Origin of the sequence: Pedobacter steynii (genome assembly GCF_900103665.1) — a bacterium.
In the GTDB taxonomy this organism is placed as follows: Bacteria; Bacteroidota; Bacteroidia; order Sphingobacteriales; family Sphingobacteriaceae; genus Pedobacter; species Pedobacter steynii.
In genome coordinates, this window is the sequence record NZ_FNGY01000004.1 from 426444 (window position 1) to 446141 (window position 19698).

Sequence of the window (19698 nt, forward strand, 5' to 3'; positions counted from 1 at the left end):
TAGATTAACTTCCTTTTTTCCAGCTTAAGACCACATCATCGGTACTTGGATTTATACTCAGCGAGAAGTATTTATTGCTTTGATTTGGAACTACCTTTAATTCCCGGTTATCAAAAGTCAATATGGAGACGTAGTTTAAATTTGGTCTCTTGTTATCTACAGGATCGGGCATTACCAACACAAAAGGATTGACGGATGTAACCAGATTGTTTTCAGAAACAGACTTTTTAGCTTTATATACGATTTCAAACTCTTTATAGGAAAACTTCAGCGTAGCTGATCCACCACCGCCAAATCTCCTATCTTGCGATTCCGAGGTAAGACGTCCCGCGATCTGTTGTTCGGTAATTATATTAAAAACGTAGCCTCCTCCATATCTTCTGTGAAGCCTAATACCACTTATACTAGTAGGATCTATAAATCTGCCGTTAGTCGGCAAAAGGTTAAATGCCGTGCTATTTCTTCTCACTCCTCCTCCCAGTCCACTTCCGCCAACATGTGACTCACAAGTATACTCGATTGGAGCCTGATATTGTCTTTCCGGGAATTCCTGTTCATAAAAGAAGGTAGCGACCCCAATATTTAAAGGGATGATGGGAATAATAAAGGGTTCATTCGTAATCATCTTCTTATTAAAAAGCCCCTTTCTCCATTCAAAAATAATACTGGCACGGGTATAGAAGTTATTTTCACCGGAATCCTTGATATCAGCAGAATCGATTTTAAAGATCATCTCCTGAAAATTCCGTTCAACTGGTTCAATTTTTTTGTTATTTATGGAGATATAGACTTTATCTGACCTGCTAAAATTGTTGCCTGTTATTTTTATGGTATAATCTTTTGAATAATCCTTTATAAACTTCCCCGTATTAAACTGAAAAATATTTGGTTCAGTCCTTCTGAATATCAAGTCTTGGGCAGTTTGAGAAATCCTCACGGAGATCAGATCTAACCCTTCTATATGTTCACTTATTGCAGTATTAAATTCATTCGCCAGATTGGTTACCTGATTGAAAACAAGCAATTGATTTTCCCTCAGCATCTTATCTGTATTGCCAATGGTTTCATTAATATCTTTTCTTAACTTATTTGTTATAGACAGCAGCATGTTGCCGCCATTACCAATTCCGTTGGTGACCAGGTTATCGATAGACTGCATTTGAACAGAAACCTTGCTATCGATTTCATCTAATGCCATCAAGGCAAATGCCCCGGAAACCTGGGAATAAGAAAACTGGCTGATACCTATAAGTATCGCGAGAAAACACATCATTTTTTTCATGATTTTGAGATTTTAGTTAATTGATTAGAACTACCCAAATTTCTACAAACCAAGGTTTGGGAACCATGTGGATTATCTCCATTTTTTAATCGCTCTTTCCCCTAAACAGACACGGGAAATTCCCCGTATAAAAAGGGGCTTTTCTCTCCATTGCAGATATAAATTAATATTGCCAACTTGGACTATCCGTTAACGTAAATCAAAAAAAAATGAAAAGACCAAACGAACTCATGACCCTGAAAGGCTTTGACCTTAAGGGTACTAAACGTGATCTTATCCTGGAACAACCATTTTCCAACACAGACGATAAGCACTATGGAATGCCAATTACACCATGCGCTGCCTTAGATATGATTAAGAGATTTCAGGATCAAATCAGCAACAATGATGCTTTTAGTAATGTTTACTGGGTAGAATTCAGTAAAGCCTCTATTTTCAGAATTTTATCACAAGAAACCTGTGAATATGTAAGATTCTACCTGGCCATACCTGAAATAGATGGCAAAGAAGCAAGTCTAACACTTGAAGGTGCCAACGCTTCAGGAGAAGTGATCGGAAAAGAAATCATGCTTCAAATTGCTGCCAGAATGAAGGCGCAAAGAGAATTAAGTCCTAACGTCGAACTGGACGAAGACAGTATATATAGTGAGTTCAAGCACGAACTTCCGCCCTCAGAAGAAAAGGGAAATGGCGGCAAAGGTTTTTTAGACACCACCAACGTGAAATCGATGAGGGGTTTTATTGAAGAAAAAAGCCAGGAACTAACCCAGACAGATTTCCCTGGGTTTTTAAAAACTTTTTATAAGTACATTGAAGACAAATTTTAACCATGATTAAGCTCCAGTATTTTTATTACCTCTTAATGTTCGCCTGTTTTGTAAACAGCTTATTCTATTTGAACATTAAAAGAATAAAAATACTGGCTTTACTATTATTGATATCCATCATTACCGAAACTATCGTTGAGGTATACATGAGTAAAGGATTAAATTATTACAAATTTTACCACATCTTTAATATTCTGGAATACAGCCTGATTACCTTATCACTTATCGAAGGCATCAATCTAAAGCCAGTTAAAAAGTTAATGTTATACTCTATTCCCGTGTTTATTAACGGTGCATTGCTCATCAGTTTAACCGTACAAGGATGGGAACAGATGCCTAGCATGAGCAATAGCATTGAAGGATTACTGATCATCACCTGGTGCATCATTGCATTGTGGTGTATTGAGCCTAATGATGACAGGTCAATTTTCCGGCAACCCAGCTTCTGGTTTATCATGGCCTTTTTTATCTATTTCATCTGCACATTACCTTTTAATGGTATATTTAATTACCTAATTACCGTTAAAGCCCACTATAATAAAACAAAGGCTCTTTTTTCACTCATCAATTCGGTGAGTAATTATTTATTATATATATTTCTTTTAATTGGTTTTTCACTTTACAGATGGAAGAAATCTACGCCACAATAATCATCATTTCCATCATCCTTCTCATTCTGTGTATAGGGATTGTATTTGCTATTGTAAACTACAAAGTGAAGCAACGGGTATACCTGGAAGAAAAAAAAACCATGCAGGAAGATTTTGAAAACCAATTGATGAAGTCCCAGATCGAAGTTCAGGAAATCACATTTGAGGAATTGGGTAAGGAACTTCATGACAATGTAGGACAATTATTGAGCAGCACAAAGATGCTGCTGGGCGTAACTCAGAGAAGTCTCGCTGAAATACCGGAGACTTTAAACCTGGCGGAAGAAACGCTTGGTAAAGCCATTAATGAACTCCGTGCCCTGACCAAATCGCTGGACAAAGAATGGCTGGAACGATTTGACCTCATCACCAATCTTGAGGCCGAAATAAACCGGATAAATGTTGCAAAGACCACCCACATAAATTTTACCCATTGCGGCAAACTACCCATAGATACACAGAAACAAATTATTCTTTTCCGCATCATGCAGGAGGCGCTGCAGAACGCAATAAAACATGCTGATGCAGCAAGCATCAGCATAAATATTACCATGACATCAAACACCATCAGCTTAAAAATTTACGATGATGGAATAGGTTTTGAAATGCAATCGGCCAATACCGGCCTCGGTATAAGCAACATGAAACACCGTACTGCTTTGTTGGGAGGAACCATCAGCTGGAATGTATCTGCAACTGGCTCCAGGGTGAATATACAATTACCAATTAAAGATAATGACCATGAAAATTAGCATAGGAATTGTAGATGATCACCAGTTGTTTTTAAAATCATTGGTATTGATGCTGCACACTTTTAAGAAGTATGAGGTTGTGGTACAGGCTATAAATGGCCTGGATCTGCAAGAAAAAATAAAACTACACGACAGCATTCCGGAGATTATGCTAATTGACGTAAACATGCCGGTAATGGATGGGATAGCTACGGCTTCGTGGCTTAATCAGAACTATCCGGCAATGAAGCTGGTTGCCCTTTCGATGAATGATACGGATAAGACCATTATAGAAATGATTAAAGCCGGGTGTTGTGCTTATCTCTTAAAGGATACCCATCCCAATGACTTAGAAAAAGCCCTTAATGAAATCCAGCTAAAGGGATATTACAATGCTGATGTCAGTAATATTAATTTTAGACGGTTGCTGAACTATGAACAGGATCTGGTTAAACTAAATGAAAAGGAAAAGACATTTTTACAACTTGCCTGTAGCGACCTCACCTATAAGCAAATTGCTGCGTTAATGTTTCTTAGTGAAAGGACAATTGATGGTTACAGAGAAAGCTTATTTCAAAAACTAAATGTACAAAGTCGTGTAGGAATGGCATTAGAAGCGATCAGAAAAGGCTTTGTTAAATTATAGATAAGGTAACCCACATTATCTGATTAAAGCAAAGCCCTCTAAATGTAATGATTCAGAGGGCTTTTGTACGCCTAAAAGGGTGTAAACATCTTTTAAATTATCGTTGATTCTGCTGTATCTTTGATTTCATCACCACTTCCTGTGGGATCAGTAAGGTATACCTCAGGTCATTTGCAGGCAGTGTATGCGTGATTCCCTGAACCGTCCTGCTTAGGGTTTTGGCAAAACGGGGCTCCTTGTTTAACCTGCGCAAATCCGTCCAGCGCTGTCCACGCATCAGCAATTCTTTGCGTCGTTCAGCCAGAATGATGGACAGGGCATTGTCTGGATTCGTTGCTTCCAGGGCCGTAAAACTACCTTCCAGCCATCTGCTGCGAAGCAAAGTATTCAGGTCGCCCATCGCTAAGCCTGTGTTGCCTGCCCTTGCATAACATTCTGCTCTGATGAGGTACAGTTCATCTACAGCAAGCCCGTTAAAAAGCTTTGCTGAAGCAACTGCCCCCTCATAATTCCCGGTAAACCTATAGGTTCCTGCAGGTACGGGAACATCCGTATTTTCCTTCAGCAGGATGGTCTTCCTGAGGTCGTCAGCAGCATAGGAAGAGACCAGCTCCGGATTAATGAGGGCCAGGTCTTCATAGCCATACCCCGGCTCTAATGAGCCGTTTTTTGCATCCAAAGTCGTGTGAAAAATAACCTCTTCATTGAACCTCCTGAAAGGTGCAAATGATCCCTTGTCCAGCGTGTTGAAATTGATCAGCGTGTTCCGCAAAGCCAATGCGGCATTTGCGCTGCTTAAAGCGTTCGGGTAATCCCTCATCGAGAGATAAACCCTCGCCAGCATGGCCTGTGCCGCCGCTTTGTTGGGGCGTGAGGCGACAGAAGAAACCGGGTTCATCAAACCTGCAGCCTCATTCAGGTCCTGAACAATGCGGTTATAAGTTTCCTGAACTGTGCCTCTGCCAGGGACCTCATTGATGTCTGAATTAAGGTCGATAGGGATTCCGGGATCGCTCTGAGCAGTAGCCGCATCATAGGTTTTTGCATACAACTGCGCGAGGTTCCAAAATGCATAGGCCCTTAGAAACAAGGCGCTACCTTTTAAATTGTTCAGTACGGCAGGTTGTTCTTTGCCATTTAGTTCCTGCACCGCTTCGAGCACCAGGTTCGCATGATAGACCTTATTGTAAATGTCTACCCATTGCTGTGCGGCAGTTCTGATGGCTCCGGATTGCCAGGTATAAATTGTCCGGTCCTCAATACTGATCTGGTCCGAACCAAATCTGGCATCGTTCATATAGTAATCATCAGCAGAAACTTCTCCATCTATCGGATATCCGGTATTGAACAATTCATAATTGTCCATCAGCAACTGGCAATCGTTCGCGGACTCTATAAAAGATTGTGCCCCACTTTTCTTAATGTCTACATATTTTTGACAAGAAGAGAGCAGGATACCAAGCGCAGAGAGCAAAAATATAAGTCTGTTTATTTTCATGATAGTCAACAGTTAAAAGTTAGCAGAAAAACCAAAGCTGTAAGATCTTGGGTTTGGATAATCGAATACTTCCGGATCTACGCCCTGATCGTTTGCTTTCCAAATGATTCCCAGGTTGTTTACGTTGGCAGAAATCCTGGGATTTTTAATAAACCAGCTTTTCCCCGGCGTAATGGTGTAAGAAAAGTTAAGTTCCTGCAAGCGGATATGGTCTCCTTTAAGCACATTAATCTCCGCATACTTGTAGAAATTGTCGCGGTTCTGGTTGCTGGAAGTAAAAATGGCGGAAGGCACATTGGTATGCAGTTCATCACCGGATTTTTGCCACCTGTTCTGATACTCGATACCCTGAATCTGTGGAATATTGCTGTTCAGCTGGCTATAGTTTACCATTTGCGAAGCAGGTCTGCGGAAGTAATAGCCCAATTTGTACATCAGGTTTGCAGAGAACGAAAAGTTCCCATAACTGAAGGTATTGCGAATGGCACCATAGTATACCGGTACTGCCGAACCGAAGTACTTCACCGAAGTAAGTGGTCCGTTTTGAATGCCCTGATAAGCTGCATTTCCTTCCGCATTGTCTGCGATGGTCACTATTGCACCGTCAAGATAACCTCTCGGGTCGCCGGTTTTAGGGTCTAATCCCGCCCATTTGTAGCCAAACATGCGCGACAAATCATAGCCTTCATTATACGATCCACTGCTGTTAGAAACCACGCTTCCTGCAAGACTTGCCGTAGCCGCATAAAGTTTGGTTACCTTCACTTTATTGTAGCTGAATAACACATTGCTGTTCCATTTGAAAAGTCCGCTTTGCACATTCAGAGAATTCAGGCTCAGGTCTATTCCGTACCCCCTCAGATTCCCGGTGTTATAGGTAATGTTGGTATAGCCGGTACTCGGATCCAGTTCACCATTGGCCAGCAGGTCTGTTGTTTTTTTGTTATAGTATTGCAAACTTCCCGACAGCCTGTTTCCTTTCAGTCCAAAATCCAAACCGATGTTCCAGATTCCTGTTTTCTCCGGTCTCAGTTTACTATTGGAGATTCCTGTTCCAAAACTGGTATAGGCATAAGGCAGGTCATTGTCGCCATTCACATCAGAATAAGTGATCAGTGGGCGGGCCAGTATAGATGGGTTAACGTTTCCATTATAGCCAAATGTAGAGCGGAAAGTCAACACCGGAAAAAGCGCTGAATGGTAAAAAGGTTCGGCAGCAATGTTCCAGCTTCCACCAACGGAATAGTAAGGTGTTCCCTTTTGGTTGGTCCCCCTTCCAAATTCGCTGGAAAGGTCTTTTCTGACACTCGCTGAAAAAGTATATTTTCTATTGAACGTGTAAGCTGCATTGGCGTACCAGCTGAAGGTCCGGATTTTGTTATCCAGAAAGCCCCTGGACAGGTTATCAATATACTCTCCGTTATACCCGCTAAAATCTTCCGCAAAAATAATAGGGATCATTGTTTTATAATCCAGTTTGTTATCGCTTCTCCGCGAACTTTCATTGTAGCCATAGTAGCCATCGGTTTTGAGGATGCTGTAGTTTTGCGCCAGATCTATACCGGCAATGGCCGAGATCTCATGTTTTTCGTTCCAGCTTTTGTTCAGGTTCAGTTGTCCCCTTAGCGTGTGATTGTTCGATTTGGTGAGGCCGGTGGTGTATTGTCCACCCAGAGGGATCTGACGCACATACGGCGTTACCGGGTTGCCCGTTTTAGGATCTGTGGAAGCCAGTGAAGTGGTAAAATAATTGATCAGGTTCCGCATGTAAAACGAATTCTGCCGGTACAGGGAATTGTCCTCATTTCTACCGGTATTGTAGTTATACGTGGCCTGCAGAGACAGTCCCTGCAACAGCTGATAGGTACTGCTGAAATTCAGGTTCAGGTTCTGTGATTTGAGTTTATTGTAACCTTCGTTGATGTCTTCCAGGGGTTTATACCTCCAGCTTAAAAACTGACCTCCGGTGTAAGTACTTTCGAAAAGGTCGATGAAACCAGGCCGGTAAGTCTTGGTCAGCTCCATTGGATTGCCCTGTTCATCCGCCAGTTTGGAATAAGGGAAAAAGGTGCTGTTCGCCACACCATTGATCCGGTTTTCCTCTGCCTGTTCTTCGTTGTTCTGTACATTGTAGCTGATGTTGCCCTGAAATTCCAGGTTTTTGACCGGCCGGGCTGAGGCACTGTAAGTCAGCACGATCCGGTCCAGGCCGGAATTCCGGGTATTGTTGATGGATTTGTCATAGCCACCCGATATGCGGTAATTGAATTTTTCCGAACCTGCATCGATGGAAAGTGCATGACTCTGTGTCAGCGAATTGCGCAAAAAGTATTTGGTGTAATCACGTCTGATGTCGTTATTTTTAAGTGCTTCCAGCTGCGTCATTGCTTCCTGTTCGGTAGTCAGGCCTTTAAACTTCCAGGCATCCAGGATTTCCGCCACCGGCGAAATCGTCTCCTGTCCGTACAGACTGCTGATGCTGACCGCCGGAAGTGCTTTATTGGCATTGAGGAACTGTAATTTCTGCGCTTCCACAAAATCCCCGATCCGCATGGTTTTATTGTAAAACAGGTCGATCTTTTCCGTGACGTTCAGGTTACTGCTCAGCGACACTCTCAATTTGCTGTTGTATCCTCCTTTTTTTGTCTTGATCACAATCACCCCATTGGCGGCACGGGATCCCCAGATCGAAGCAGCAGCGGCATCTTTAAGGATCGTAACACTTTCCACATCATTGGGGTTTACCTTGTCGATAGAATATGGGCTTGCAATCCCATCGATCACTACCAATACCTGGCCGCTGAAGTTCCCGTTGAGGTCTGCGTTTTCATTTTCGTTGAGGGTATTCTTTCCCCTGATGGTGAGGTTTACCAAAGGTGAACGTTGTGCGTTCGGGTTACTCGAATTTATTGGTCTCAGGTCATTTCTGAAATCCATAGATGTCGTGATTCCTTCCAGTCGGCGGATCAGATTTGGATCGGTACTGTGCTGTAGCTGAACTTTACTGATCGACTCAAATGAGCCCGTTGCACGTTCCCTGGGTAAATCCTGGTAACCTGTAGACACGATACTAACTTCCTGGATCTGGTTGAGCTGAGGATCCATTTTCACATTGAACCTCGTTTTTCCGGCAATGGTAATGGTATCTGTCCGATAACCTACATAGGATATAATCAGCTTTCCCTGAGGATCGACATCTTTCAGAAAGAACCTGCCTTCCACATCGGTACTTGTTACTTTTTTAGTCCCCCCCACCCGCACGATGGCCCCAAGCATGGGATATCCCGCTTCGTTGAGCACCTGCCCGCTCAGGTCGATGGCCCGCAGGTATTCAGTGATTTTGTCCATTAAGGATTGCTTCTTTTCACTGACCACCACGGTTTTTTCATCCACCGTATAGGTAAGTGGCTGATCGCGAAAGATCAGGTCCAGAACCTCTTTAAGTTCCATCTTACTGACCTTAATGTCTATTGGCTTTGTACTGGCCAGCTGTGCATCGGTATACAGGAAATTATACTGACTTTGCCTGCGAATCTCTTTAAAAAGAGATTTCAGATTGGCCTTCTTTTCAGACAGCGTGATCTTCTGGGCAAAGCCCGAAGCACTGACCTGCATTATGGTGGCTATTAAAATGACGGTGGTGAGTCGCATCATGAACAATAGTTTATAAGTATAGGTTTTATACATTTCATCTGGTTTGTGACAAAAACTTAGTAGCCGATGAAGGGCCATCCATATTGCTTTATCGGGCAATAATGGCTAAGTTTGTTTGTCTGGTTTATGGAATAGAATCGCAAATTGTATGTAAATGATCCAGTCATCCGGCCAGTTGTGTTACAAGCACTTCTGGCCTTTTTTATGGATCATCGCTGGATTGTTATTTCGTAACGATAATCCTCCTTCCTTCTATTTTAAAATGTACTTTATCGGTCAGTTGCAATTTTTTAAGGACCTGAGATACTTTGGCAAAGCGGTCAATGGTACCGCCGAAGGTATCCTGAGGAACTTCCCCTTCATACACGACCTCGACATTATACCATCTGGCTATTTTTCTCATGACCGCATGAATGTCTTCGCTTTCAAACATGAAATAACCATTTTTCCAGGCGATAACTTCATCCGTGGAAACTTTCGCAACCGCGATCTTTCCGGCAGTCAGACTGGCCTGTTCTCCTGGTTTCAGCATACTGGAACCGCTGGCTTCCGCACTAATCCTGACCGCACCTTCCAGTAAGGTTGTTTTACCGGAAGGTTCATCCGGATAAACGTTGATGTTAAAATGTGTCCCCAATACCTCGACCCGCTGCCCCTTACTTTTTACGATAAATGGCCTGGTTCGATCGTGAACAACTTCAAAATACACCTCACCGCTAACCGATACTTCGCGGGTAGCTGAAAATGCATCAGGAAAGGTAATCGAGGAAGCTGCATTCAGCCATACATGGGAACCATCCGGAAGAATCAGCTGATGTTGTTCTCCTTTAAAGGTTTCCAGTGTATTCCATACTGTATTGGTCAGCTTTTCCCCTGTTGGCTTTGCAGTATAGATCAGTTCTCCCGATTTGGTATGGCTGATGCTGAGCCCCGGTTCCCTGAGAATCTCACCAGCTGCAGTCTCCGCCAAAATGATTTTCCTGCCGGAAGCGAGCGTAAGTGTCGCCCTGTTCTGTCCCGGTTCGATGTCATTAGCCGCACTCAGCTCAAATGCTGCCGGTTTCTGGTTCTGCATGATAAACCAGGTACCAAAAGACAAAGTTAAAAGAACCGCAGCAGCGATGCTCAGTTTTGCAAACAGCGAGAGTTGCTTCGCCACTACCGGCACCGGATTTACGCTTGCCCATACCCTATCCACTGCTTCCAGCACCTCTGGCATTTGAGCCTGTTCCGAATGGTCGCTATTGTAATTCAGGTACCAGCTTTCGAGCAATGCTTTTTCCTGTTCGGTTGCCTTGCCCTCACTGTACCTTTTTAGTATTTGCTGTAATTCTTCCTCTGTCATGTTGCTGGTTGGAAAAGCGGATTAAATAGTTAGACAATATAGTGGCTATCAAAGTGGTACATGGGAATAAAATTTATTTTCTTTTCCTGCTGATGATGATGTAGGCCCCAAGAAGCCCGATTAATAAAGGAATTAATCCCGTAAACACCAATTTGAGCGTTGAAATCTGTCGCTTTTTAAGCAGAATCTCATTGTCTTTAGGTTCGGGCCGCCGGGTATCTACCGGAAACTCCCCATTGGCAAACCATTTGAACAACTTAGTGCTAAACCTTTGATTCATTCCTTTTGGCTGACTCAGCTCTTTATTAGACATAAAATCGGCATCTCCGGATACAAAGATCCTTTGTAGTTTCCCTTTGACCCTCCGGTGGAGCGCTATAGCTGTTGGATAACTTCCTTTGACATCTCCCTGATCCGGATGGTAGGAAATCTCCGTCGACCCTTTGGCCAGTTCCCCTTGTTTGTTCCAGCCATTGGCAGCACTCATCAGTAAGGTGTCGGCAATGAAAGCTCCACTGTTGTCATATTGCAACGCGGATACACCTGGCATCGCCACCGGCATTCCTTCCTTAAAGGTTGTTGCGATTACCTGATCCGGCAGATTGTCGTTACTCGGCATCACCAGTGCCCCTTCCTTTAACTGAATGCCAACCCATTTTAATATCGGGTTGATCAGTTGTTGCTGTCCGGGTTCCGTAGTAATCATCAGGTTGCCCCCATTGTCAATATACGATTTTAATCCGGTGAGTTCCGCAGGTTTTAGTGCCGTAGCGGGGTCTGCCAGGACCAGCAAGTTCAGGCGATCTGGTATCCGGTTTGAATCAAGCGTTATCGTAGAAACGTCAAAGCCCTGATTGATCAGCGAGCGCCTTACTTTCTTTGCATTGAGGAAGGATTCGTAATTGCGTTCTCCTGTTTTCAAAATACTGCGTTCGTTGTGGCCTGTAATGACTCCAATTCGCGGTACCGGGACAATCAGGCGCTTAATTGCTGCAGTGATCTCTGTTTCCGAAGGAAATGCATCCATTTCGTCGTACAGCCTCAACTTGCTCGTCCTGCCCTGATATTCCAGGATTCGAATAAAACTATTGTCCTCAGTGCTCAGGTTAATGCGCTTACGGATGTCGGCGGGAGGCATGAAATCATGGACATCCAGTCCCATGTTATCGGCCACCTTTTCTGCCACTTCTTTTACGGTCAAACCCGTCATATCCCCCTGATAAACCATATTTCTATTGTTTTTAAGATCGGTGATGTCGTAATAATACACGTACTTCACTTTCAGGCCGGGAATATACCTGCGGAAAGCATCGAACCTGGACATGTCCATATTCCTGGAGACCGGCAGACCGGCATAAACGTTTTGATCCAGCAGATTCACATAAGTGGTGATGACCAAGTCGCCCTTGATCTGCTTTGCAACCTCCTGACTATTGGGCGTCAGTGTACGGACTTTATTTGCGGTCAGGTCTTTGTACCAAATGAACTGTGGCCTGGAGCTGATGTAAATCATCAAAAGTACCGTGGTGATAATACCCGTGTATTTCATCAACAGCCTACCGGCAGACTGAGGAGATCTGGCTGCCTTGAGCCGCAGGATGGAAAGTGAAAGGAATAAACCAATAATGAGGAGAAAATAGATGACATCTCTGCTACTGATAAGTCCTTTCAACAGGTCATCGGTTCTGCCCGATATGGAAAGGAAATAAGTGAAATCCCTTAAGAAATCAATCCCCTGACCAACACTGCCTACATATTGCAGGGCTGCGAATACAGCCAGTGTACTGATTGCTGCAACCACCTGGTAACCGGTAAGACTGGACATAAAAAGTCCGATTGCCGCATAGGTACAGATGAGGAGGAACAATGCCAGAAGGCCCGATCCGATCAATCCGTAATCTGCATTTCTGATCAACACCGCACCTGTAACCGCATACACCACCAATATCACGACCAATAAGAAACCATAGAGGGTGATGGCCAGGTATTTCCCGAAAATGATTTCTTTAACGGTAACAGGTGAGGAAAGCAATAATTTGATAGAGCCACTGCTGATTTCCCGGCTCATTAGCCCCATGCTGAGTAAGGGGATGTAAAAGTAGATGTTCTGCAAGGTTTGTTCGAAAAGGCCACCTGTACCGGGGAACATGGCAAAACTCAGGTCGCTGACCTGATTGCCCATGGCTATGGCTTCCTGGTAACTGCCAAACAGGCCAAGAAAACGGTTGCCGCTCTGCAGGAAAAAGATGATCAGTACCAACCAGGCTACAGGTGCAAAGAATAAGATGCTGAGTTCTAGTTTTGCGATTTTTAGTATTTTCTTCATGCGCTTATGCTGGCTTTGTATGGTTGGAAAGTTGGGCGAATATTTCATCAAGGGAGCTTTTCTCGAGCATAATCTCGCTGAGTTGCCAGCCGTTGCTGATACTGGCTTCAATGATCTTTCCCGAAATGTTCTTTTGGGAGCCCTTAAAATGGAGTCTGAAACCACCGTCGCTCAAGGGCTCTGCACTCGTAATGTCCGGAAGGCGACTAAGGGTCTCCATAGATGGAGGATTGTCCAGGTAGATCAGCACAGAATTTGGCATGATGTAGTTGTTAAAGGCTTCCATGGTATCCGCAAAGACCATCCGTCCCCCTTCTATCATTCTGATTTCCTTACAGGTGGCCTGTACTTCAGAGAGAATATGCGTGGAAAAGAGCACGGATCGCTCTTCAGAGATTTCTTTGATCAGTTTCCTCACTTCCAGAATCTGGTTGGGGTCGAGCCCATTGGTAGGTTCATCCAGTACCACCAGGAGCGGGTGATGAATGATCGCCTGCGCGATACCAACGCGTTGTTTGTAGCCTCCGGAAAGGTTACTGAGCAGTCGTTTGCTGAAATGGCTGATGCCGCATTTGTTTTTTACTTCCGCCACAGCCATTCGCACCTTTTTTGCCGGAACGTCCCGGATATGGGCACAATAGGTCAGGTATTCGTCGACATTCAGGTCGAGATGTAAAGGGGCGTGTTGAGGCAAAAATCCAAGTTTCCGTTTCGCCTGTTCGGGATGGAGTCTGGTATCGATTCCGTCTATGAACACATTTCCTTCAGTTTGGTTGAGTACGCCGCAAAGAATGTTCATCGTAGTCGATTTTCCTGCTCCGTTAGAACCCAGCAGTCCGAGAACTCCTCTAGGGCTGATTTCAAAGTTAATATCCCGTATGGCCCAGTCAAGACTGTAGCGGTGGGAAAGGTTTTCGATTTTTACAATACTGGTTGTCATCATTTAGTTTAGTCTGGCAGTTAGACAAACTAAGGATGGCCAAGGTGGTACAAGGAAAAAAAATAAATGTGTTACCGGTAAAACAACAGCATGAGGAGGAAAACGGGAAGTCCTAACTTTAGGCGTAGTGATTTTAAAGCTCTTGACATTTGCTTTTTGACAGTTTCTTCACTCGTGCCCATAATTTCAGCGATCTGCTTATGGCTCAGGTGTTGTTTCCTGCTCAGTTCAAATACCTGACGCATTCGTGGGGGAAGCGCAGCAATTTCTCTGTCGATCAAAGCCTTCAATTGATTTTCCCTTACCAGATGATCGGTAAGCACCGGGCCTGTTTGCGCAAAATTCAATATCGAGGAAGTGTATTTATTGTGGGTGTTCCTGCGGACAATTACGTTAAGGATGTGATTTCGAACACAGGTGTAAAGGTAACCAGAAAGATTATTGCCAATAGTAATCGTCGCTCTTTTAGACCAGATCATCGCAAAAACCTCCTGTAAAGTATCCTGTGCCTCCTGTTTATCCCGGGTTTTGTTCCAGGCATGGTTGTAAAGGATAAATTTGTAGCGACTATAGATCTCCGCAAAGGCAGTCTGATCCCCTAATGCAAGCATTTTGGCCAGCTCCTGGTCAGTTATTACGGTATAATCTATCATGTCCCCCAACTTTACACAATATTATTAAAAAATGCTTGAATTAACAATCTTAGCGAGATGGGAAGGCCGTTAATCGATCAGGTTCATGGTTTTATTCTGTGTTCTATATGCTCCCGGTGTAAGACCGGTTAAGCGTTTGAAAATTCTGGAAAAATACTGGGAGTTTTCAAAGCCCGTTAGCTGAGCAATGTCGCCATACTGATGAGTTGTTGTGATGATCAGGTATTGTGCTCGTTCTATTCTTTTTTCAAGGATATAGGTAACCGGGCTTTTTCCGGTATACCGATGGAATATCCGGGAAAAATAATCTGTATTCAGATGTGCACGGGCTGCCAGATGGCTCACTTTTAATACCGAACTGATATTGAGCTGTATGTAACTTATGGTTTCAAGAATTACGGAAGGAATTACGGCGAGCTTATCAGGTCTGCATATCTCGGGTTTTAGAAATCTTGAAATTAGTTGTAAGATAATCCCCTGTGTTTCATATTGAGCGGATATACTTTGTAAGTTATTGAGCTCCGTATATTCTTTGTAGTAAATGTCTTTTTCATAAACTTTGGGATCGTCAGACCGGTTGATGCCTCTTCCGGGATTTATGGCCAGTAGTCTCCTGACATTTGCAATATCAACTGATGTTGCGGCTAAATGCATGATTTTTCTGCAATGTGCGAACAGCGATAATCCGTCAGGGGATTCCTCGAAAAACTGCACAAAATACTGACTTAAAAAATGGCTGCAGGAAAGGTCACAAAGAGTGAAGCTCGGAATAAGGTATAAGTATCCGGGTTTCAAAACTAAATTTCCTGCTAAGCTGGAAATCACCCCTTCTCCCTCATCAATGTAATAAATTCTGTAGTACGGGCTAATCACATTGTTAAAGTTCCATTTGACCCCCAGTTTGACATAATCTGTGTTTAACAGGTGAAAATAATTTTTGATAAGTTTTCTGGTCATGGTGGATTATTGGAATTGTAAAATAACACAATTATTTTCTGTTTCTAGGTTACCCTTAAAGCATTAGCATAAGCAGCTGCAGGAGCCGATTCAGGAAAATAAACCTTTAACCCGGCAGTATTTCGTTCAAACTTTAACTTTTGTCCGGTTGCGACAAATTCCACCTTGTTGATTTGTTCCGGATAGTAAATGCTGCCTTCTTTGAGGCTGGTAATCAACACCTGACCAGAAGCAGGCCAGCCCATTACGGTAGCAAAAAGCTGCTCAGCCTTAACCGCAAAGCGAATATCCGCTTCCGTGAAAGGTTTTCCTTTTCCTTCATTAAAACCCTGTGCGCTTAACTTCGCAGCCCCCTCCTGAGCTGGTCCTTCCCCAAATATTTTCCAGGGACGGGTACCATAAATGCTGTCACCGTTTGCCTTCATCCATACCCCAATATCTTCTACAACTTTACGTTCAAGTTCGTCAATTGTTCCATCTCCTCTCACTGGAATATTCAGCATCAGATTGCCATTTTTGCTCACCACATCGACTAAAGTATGAATCACGGTTTTGGCTGTTTTATACCCTTTTCTGGTATAAATGCTTCGGTCATAATGCCAATCTCCTATGCAGGTATCTGTTTGCCAGGGAAGTGGTTCAATAGCGTTGCTCTGGCCCCGTTCAATGTCCCAAATCATTGCTTTACGTTGGTTTTCATCTAAGATTTTTCCGGTGATGACTGCATTTAGCTTACCTGTTTCTTTTATGCTTTTGTTGTAAAGGTGTGCGGCGATGCGAAGCCCGGCATCGCTAACCGGCCACATCGGAAACTGGGAGTCATCAAAATACACCATATCCGGATTGTAGCTGTTGATCAGGTCGATTGTCCTGTTGTAGAATTTTTCGATATAAGCTTTGGTTGGCGGGTTAACACCATTTCCCCAATGCCATTGCTTGTGGATTGCTCCATTGTCCAGGCTGTTTTCGCTTAGCGGATGGTTTTGAGCATAAAGTTCCTGCGGGTCTAAACCCGACCACCATTTACCCCTTCCCTCGGCCTTCGTCAATTTGCCATCATAACTTACTCCTGCATATTTTCCGCTTAGGTCGGAACGTTGGGCTGTTTCATACCAGCTCCAGGCATGGGCAGCATGTACGCTAACCCCAAAGAAGAGATCGTTCTTTTTTGCAGCTGCTGCCCAACCAGCTATAAGGTCTTTTTTAGGCCCCATTTTTAAAGAATTCCAATTTTTTTGATATTTACTATCATAAAGATCGAGATTGTCATGATGGTTCGCCAGCGCCATAAAATACCGGGCACCAGCGTTTTTATATAAAGAAACCAATTCTTCCGGATCCCAGTTTTCGGCTTTCCAGCTGTGAATTACATCTTTAAATCCGAAGTCGGATGGATGTCCGTATTTTTCAAGATGGAATTTGTATTTATGACTGCCCTCAATGTACATTTCCCTCGCATACCAGTCGCCTGCTTCAGGTTGGCACTGAGGCCCCCAGTGTGCCCACATACCAAATTTAGCATCCCTAAACCAATCTGGTGTCTGGTAAGACTGGAGTGACTCCCAGGTAGGGCTAAAGGGACCTGATAAGACTTTTTCTGAAATTTCAGGAAATTCATGAGCCAGTGCTGCAAAATTTTTAGACATCAACAGACCAGGTATACCAATAGCAATGCTTTGAAGCAGTTTTCTTCTGTTCATCTTTTAAATCATTTGGTTAGCTTATCGCGTTAGCGTAGCTACAAATTTATCATAAGGCAGAGGTTATCCTTTGTATAAAATTGACTCTTTTGTATACAAATCCGACTATTGGTAAGTTCTGATCTATTCATCAATTACTGGGCTATAGGATTTGATAAATCTGGTATAGTAAAGCCCTGTCTATTGGAGATAGCTTTGTCTTAAATATTTAAATTATGGAAGACTCATTTAAAATCCCGCAGCTACTTTTAAGATGCGCATTGGGGATCACATTTCTAACCCCTGTTTTAGACAGATTAGGTATCCTCGGCCCTGCCGGCACCGGAAACATCGAATGGGGCAACTGGGAAAACTTTATCAACTATACGGCTACGTTGATGCCTTATCTAGACAGGTCTGTAACCAATGTAATGGGTGGGATCGCTACCGCTTCAGAACTCATCATCGCTGTAGGTCTGATCATTGGTTTTAAAACGAAATATGTCGCGATAGGAAGCTGCCTGCTTACCTTCACTTTTATTCTGTTTATGGCAACATCTGTCGGCATACAAAAGCCCATAAATTTCGGCGTGTTTACTGCTTCTGCAGCGAGTCTGTTGCTTTCTTATGTTCCTAAATACAAATGGAGCATAGATGAAATCAATCGAAAAGCGGCTTAAACAAAAACTCCCTGAATTTCATTTTCAGGGAGCTTTAACAAGGAGTTTATCCGGCATCTGGTATTTCAGGTTCTACCAGTTTAATCAGTTTTTCCAGAGATTCCTGCCAGCCCAGGTAACACATTTCAGCTGGTATCATAGCTGGTATTCCTTCCTGCAGTACTTTTAATTCCGTACCTACCAATGTCTTTTGAAGCGAAATGGTAGTCGTCATTACACCTGGCAAATTTGGGTCATCAAAGACGTCTGTGTATTTAAGAAACTCATTGGCTTTGATTTCTAAATATTCCCCGCCAAATGAATGGCCATTGCCGGTTGTAAAATTCTGAAAAGTCATTTTAAAAGTACCTCCTACTTTAACGTTCATTTCCTGTACGGTACAAAGATAGCCGTAAGGTGGTAACCACGAAGCGATCGCTGTACTTTCGGTGAAGGCCCGGTACACCTTTTCCGGACTGGCCTTGATAATTCTGTGCAATGAAACTTTATTGTCTGACATAAGCTTGTTTTTTTAGTTTTTGATTGTGGTAGCTACGCTACCTTTGCTTTAATAAAGATCCTGGTTAAAATAGAAATTAAAAGGGGGCTAATGCGACAATTTAGAGGTCATTTGCGACAGCACACGGATAGACAATTTTATTTTTTTATCGTCAGCGTTCCAAATTGCCCCGGATAGTCTGCGATTAACCCAAATTCATCCACCAACAGTTCAGCAGAAAACTTGCTGGTCAGGTTTTCATACTTAAACCTTCCCAAACCAAGCGGGGTATACACTTGCTCCACGACCTCAAAATCAAATTCAGGAATACGGATATAAATTACTTTAAATCTCCTTTGCATCCCATTGCTGATCTTCTGAATCGCTATGGAATTGGTAAAAGGAGTAACAGAAATATCCAGTTCCTGACATCCGGCGAGCGCGGTTAACTCCATGCCAAACCTGTTGTACCATAGATCATCCGCACCTCGGTTGATTTTCAGACTTAACCAGGGTCGGTCTACCTCTTCAATAGTCACCTGCAGTATCCGCCAGTTAAGATCCGTGTGTACCTTGTAACGGATATTAAAATCACTTCCGTGAATGAGTCCGCCCCCAATAAAACCATAGTCGTGCTGCTGTAGGGTAAATACTTCCAGGGATTGTTTTCCTTTCCATACCCTGAAAAGGTTAAGCGTGCTGAGAACAGGAATTTCCATAGTTTAGAGGTTACGCCTAATAACATCTGGCAATGATTTTTGTTTAAAATAAATAACAAAAGCATAAACAAATAAAATATTAATGACACCGATTTGTTCCTTGTGTATTAATTAGATATGCAAGCAATCCATTTCTGGACGTTAATAATTTAAGACAGAAAAGGTAAACACATCTGTATCCTAAAATAAACTGGTTTCTGTATCTGTATCTAAATGTTATTCCTGCCTAATTTTGTAATCAAATACCAGGTTATGAAAGCGCAAAATCATAGAAGTACAAATTTAGAATTTCGAAAAGTGTACCTATCCGACATGAGATCGGTCATCAATCTATATCAATCACCTCAGGGTAAAGCCATAAAACTAACAGCAGATTTTGGTCTTCCTTTAAGTATCGTCAGCGAAGACCATAAAGTAATCGGTTTCGCCTTTGCCAGCATCAATGAACTGGATGAGGTGGTCTTAAATTCCCGCGGGGTACAACAACCTGACCCCTCAAATATTGGGGATGAGCTGATAGCAGAGGCAAAAAGAACACTTTATGCTACATTTGGCGACTTACAGGACGACAATACCAAATTAAAGAAATCTATACATAAATTAGTTGACTGGCTGAATACCTGTCAATAAAAT

At 43.0% G+C, this 19698-nt stretch carries 17 protein-coding genes; 6 read left to right on the plus strand and 11 right to left on the minus strand.

The genetic code is table 11. The annotated features are described in order from the left end of the window. Positions 1-4: 4 nt before the first annotated feature. Positions 5-1282, minus strand: coding sequence for a hypothetical protein (locus BLQ87_RS13915; RefSeq protein WP_074607645.1), 1278 nt, complete (start codon positions 1280-1282; stop codon positions 5-7). A 209-nt stretch (positions 1283-1491) separates the two neighbouring features. Here BLQ87_RS13915 and BLQ87_RS13920 point away from each other — a divergent pair, with 209 nt between their 5' ends. Genes BLQ87_RS13920 through BLQ87_RS13935 form a run of 4 tightly spaced genes read left to right on the plus strand, consistent with a single transcriptional unit; the run spans position 1492 to position 4136 of the window. Next, a complete protein-coding gene (locus BLQ87_RS13920; RefSeq protein WP_074607647.1) occupies positions 1492-2109 on the plus strand; it encodes a hypothetical protein in 618 nt (205 codons plus the stop codon). 2 nt (positions 2110-2111) lie between these two features. After that, complete coding sequence (locus BLQ87_RS13925) at positions 2112-2759, plus strand: hypothetical protein (protein WP_074607649.1); 648 nt, start codon at positions 2112-2114, stop codon at positions 2757-2759. Then, complete coding sequence (locus BLQ87_RS13930) at positions 2735-3511, plus strand: sensor histidine kinase (protein ID WP_074607652.1); 777 nt, start codon at positions 2735-2737, stop codon at positions 3509-3511. Before BLQ87_RS13925 ends, BLQ87_RS13930 begins: the two co-directional genes overlap by 25 nt. Further along, complete coding sequence (locus BLQ87_RS13935; protein WP_074607655.1) at positions 3501-4136, plus strand: response regulator transcription factor; 636 nt, start codon at positions 3501-3503, stop codon at positions 4134-4136. The genes BLQ87_RS13930 and BLQ87_RS13935 overlap by 11 nt, the downstream gene beginning before the upstream one ends. Positions 4137-4233: 97 nt before the next feature. Here the strand turns inward: BLQ87_RS13935 and BLQ87_RS13940 are convergent, their stop codons facing one another. The 8 genes from BLQ87_RS13940 to BLQ87_RS13975 all read right to left on the minus strand — a co-directional run bounded on the left by BLQ87_RS13940 (position 4234) and on the right by BLQ87_RS13975 (position 17209). Continuing rightward, complete coding sequence (locus BLQ87_RS13940; RefSeq protein WP_074607657.1) at positions 4234-5634, minus strand: RagB/SusD family nutrient uptake outer membrane protein; 1401 nt, start codon at positions 5632-5634, stop codon at positions 4234-4236. 12 nt (positions 5635-5646) lie between these two features. Then, positions 5647-9321: a SusC/RagA family TonB-linked outer membrane protein gene (locus BLQ87_RS13945; RefSeq protein ID WP_074607659.1), complete on the minus strand. Its 3675-nt coding sequence runs from the start codon at positions 9319-9321 to the stop codon at positions 5647-5649. A 190-nt stretch (positions 9322-9511) separates the two neighbouring features. Beyond that, positions 9512-10633, minus strand: a complete 1122-nt coding sequence (locus BLQ87_RS13950) for a FecR family protein (RefSeq protein WP_074607661.1) — start codon at positions 10631-10633, stop codon at positions 9512-9514. 73 nt (positions 10634-10706) lie between these two features. Further along, positions 10707-12959, minus strand: coding sequence for a Gldg family protein (locus tag BLQ87_RS13955; RefSeq protein ID WP_074607939.1), 2253 nt, complete (start codon positions 12957-12959; stop codon positions 10707-10709). 4 nt (positions 12960-12963) lie between these two features. Then, entirely contained in the window at positions 12964-13899 is a 936-nt protein-coding gene (locus BLQ87_RS13960) for an ABC transporter ATP-binding protein (RefSeq protein WP_074607941.1), read from the minus strand. A gap of 71 nt (positions 13900-13970) precedes the next feature. Continuing rightward, on the minus strand, positions 13971-14552 hold the full coding sequence (locus BLQ87_RS13965; RefSeq protein WP_074607664.1) for an RNA polymerase sigma factor: 582 nt from the start codon (positions 14550-14552) through the stop codon (positions 13971-13973). Positions 14553-14621: 69 nt separating this feature from the next. Then, a complete protein-coding gene (locus BLQ87_RS13970; RefSeq protein ID WP_074607667.1) occupies positions 14622-15509 on the minus strand; it encodes a helix-turn-helix domain-containing protein in 888 nt (295 codons plus the stop codon). Between the two features lie 44 nt (positions 15510-15553). After that, on the minus strand, positions 15554-17209 hold the full coding sequence (locus tag BLQ87_RS13975; protein WP_074607670.1) for an alpha-L-fucosidase: 1656 nt from the start codon (positions 17207-17209) through the stop codon (positions 15554-15556). Between the two features lie 215 nt (positions 17210-17424). Between BLQ87_RS13975 and BLQ87_RS13980 the strand changes: the two genes are divergently transcribed. Continuing rightward, positions 17425-17868: a DoxX family membrane protein gene (locus BLQ87_RS13980; RefSeq protein WP_074607672.1), complete on the plus strand. Its 444-nt coding sequence runs from the start codon at positions 17425-17427 to the stop codon at positions 17866-17868. 46 nt (positions 17869-17914) lie between these two features. Here BLQ87_RS13980 and BLQ87_RS13985 read toward each other — a convergent pair whose 3' ends face one another. Together BLQ87_RS13985 and BLQ87_RS13990 are read right to left on the minus strand one after the other, a co-directional pair. Beyond that, positions 17915-18367 (minus strand): SRPBCC family protein, encoded by a 453-nt coding sequence (locus BLQ87_RS13985; protein ID WP_074607674.1) that lies wholly within the window; start codon positions 18365-18367, stop codon positions 17915-17917. 137 nt (positions 18368-18504) lie between these two features. Then, positions 18505-19065, minus strand: a complete 561-nt coding sequence (locus tag BLQ87_RS13990; protein WP_074607676.1) for a putative glycolipid-binding domain-containing protein — start codon at positions 19063-19065, stop codon at positions 18505-18507. A gap of 252 nt (positions 19066-19317) precedes the next feature. Between BLQ87_RS13990 and BLQ87_RS13995 the strand changes: the two genes are divergently transcribed. After that, complete coding sequence (locus BLQ87_RS13995) at positions 19318-19695, plus strand: hypothetical protein (protein WP_143010444.1); 378 nt, start codon at positions 19318-19320, stop codon at positions 19693-19695. The last annotated feature ends 3 nt before the right edge of the window (positions 19696-19698 follow it).

What these genes read in the sequence shown, in the direction of transcription:
- BLQ87_RS13940 (WP_074607657.1), bottom strand. Translation starts at nt 5,634, where the DNA reads ATGAAAATAAACAGACTTATATTTTTGCTCTCTGCGCTTGGTATCCTG.
- BLQ87_RS13965 (WP_074607664.1), bottom strand. Translation starts at nt 14,552, where the DNA reads ATGATAGATTATACCGTAATAACTGACCAGGAGCTGGCCAAAATGCTT.
- BLQ87_RS13960 (WP_074607941.1), bottom strand. Translation starts at nt 13,899, where the DNA reads ATGACAACCAGTATTGTAAAAATCGAAAACCTTTCCCACCGCTACAGT.
- BLQ87_RS13925 (WP_074607649.1), top strand. Translation starts at nt 2,112, where the DNA reads ATGATTAAGCTCCAGTATTTTTATTACCTCTTAATGTTCGCCTGTTTT.
- BLQ87_RS13985 (WP_074607674.1), bottom strand. Translation starts at nt 18,367, where the DNA reads ATGTCAGACAATAAAGTTTCATTGCACAGAATTATCAAGGCCAGTCCG.
- BLQ87_RS13935 (WP_074607655.1), top strand. Translation starts at nt 3,501, where the DNA reads ATGAAAATTAGCATAGGAATTGTAGATGATCACCAGTTGTTTTTAAAA.
- BLQ87_RS13945 (WP_074607659.1), bottom strand. Translation starts at nt 9,321, where the DNA reads ATGTATAAAACCTATACTTATAAACTATTGTTCATGATGCGACTCACC.
- BLQ87_RS13930 (WP_074607652.1), top strand. Translation starts at nt 2,735, where the DNA reads ATGGAAGAAATCTACGCCACAATAATCATCATTTCCATCATCCTTCTC.
- BLQ87_RS13955 (WP_074607939.1), bottom strand. Translation starts at nt 12,959, where the DNA reads ATGAAGAAAATACTAAAAATCGCAAAACTAGAACTCAGCATCTTATTC.
- BLQ87_RS13980 (WP_074607672.1), top strand. Translation starts at nt 17,425, where the DNA reads ATGGAAGACTCATTTAAAATCCCGCAGCTACTTTTAAGATGCGCATTG.
- BLQ87_RS13970 (WP_074607667.1), bottom strand. Translation starts at nt 15,509, where the DNA reads ATGACCAGAAAACTTATCAAAAATTATTTTCACCTGTTAAACACAGAT.
- BLQ87_RS13975 (WP_074607670.1), bottom strand. Translation starts at nt 17,209, where the DNA reads ATGAACAGAAGAAAACTGCTTCAAAGCATTGCTATTGGTATACCTGGT.
- BLQ87_RS13990 (WP_074607676.1), bottom strand. Translation starts at nt 19,065, where the DNA reads ATGGAAATTCCTGTTCTCAGCACGCTTAACCTTTTCAGGGTATGGAAA.
- BLQ87_RS13915 (WP_074607645.1), bottom strand. Translation starts at nt 1,282, where the DNA reads ATGAAAAAAATGATGTGTTTTCTCGCGATACTTATAGGTATCAGCCAG.
- BLQ87_RS13920 (WP_074607647.1), top strand. Translation starts at nt 1,492, where the DNA reads ATGAAAAGACCAAACGAACTCATGACCCTGAAAGGCTTTGACCTTAAG.
- BLQ87_RS13950 (WP_074607661.1), bottom strand. Translation starts at nt 10,633, where the DNA reads ATGACAGAGGAAGAATTACAGCAAATACTAAAAAGGTACAGTGAGGGC.
- BLQ87_RS13995 (WP_143010444.1), top strand. Translation starts at nt 19,318, where the DNA reads ATGAAAGCGCAAAATCATAGAAGTACAAATTTAGAATTTCGAAAAGTG.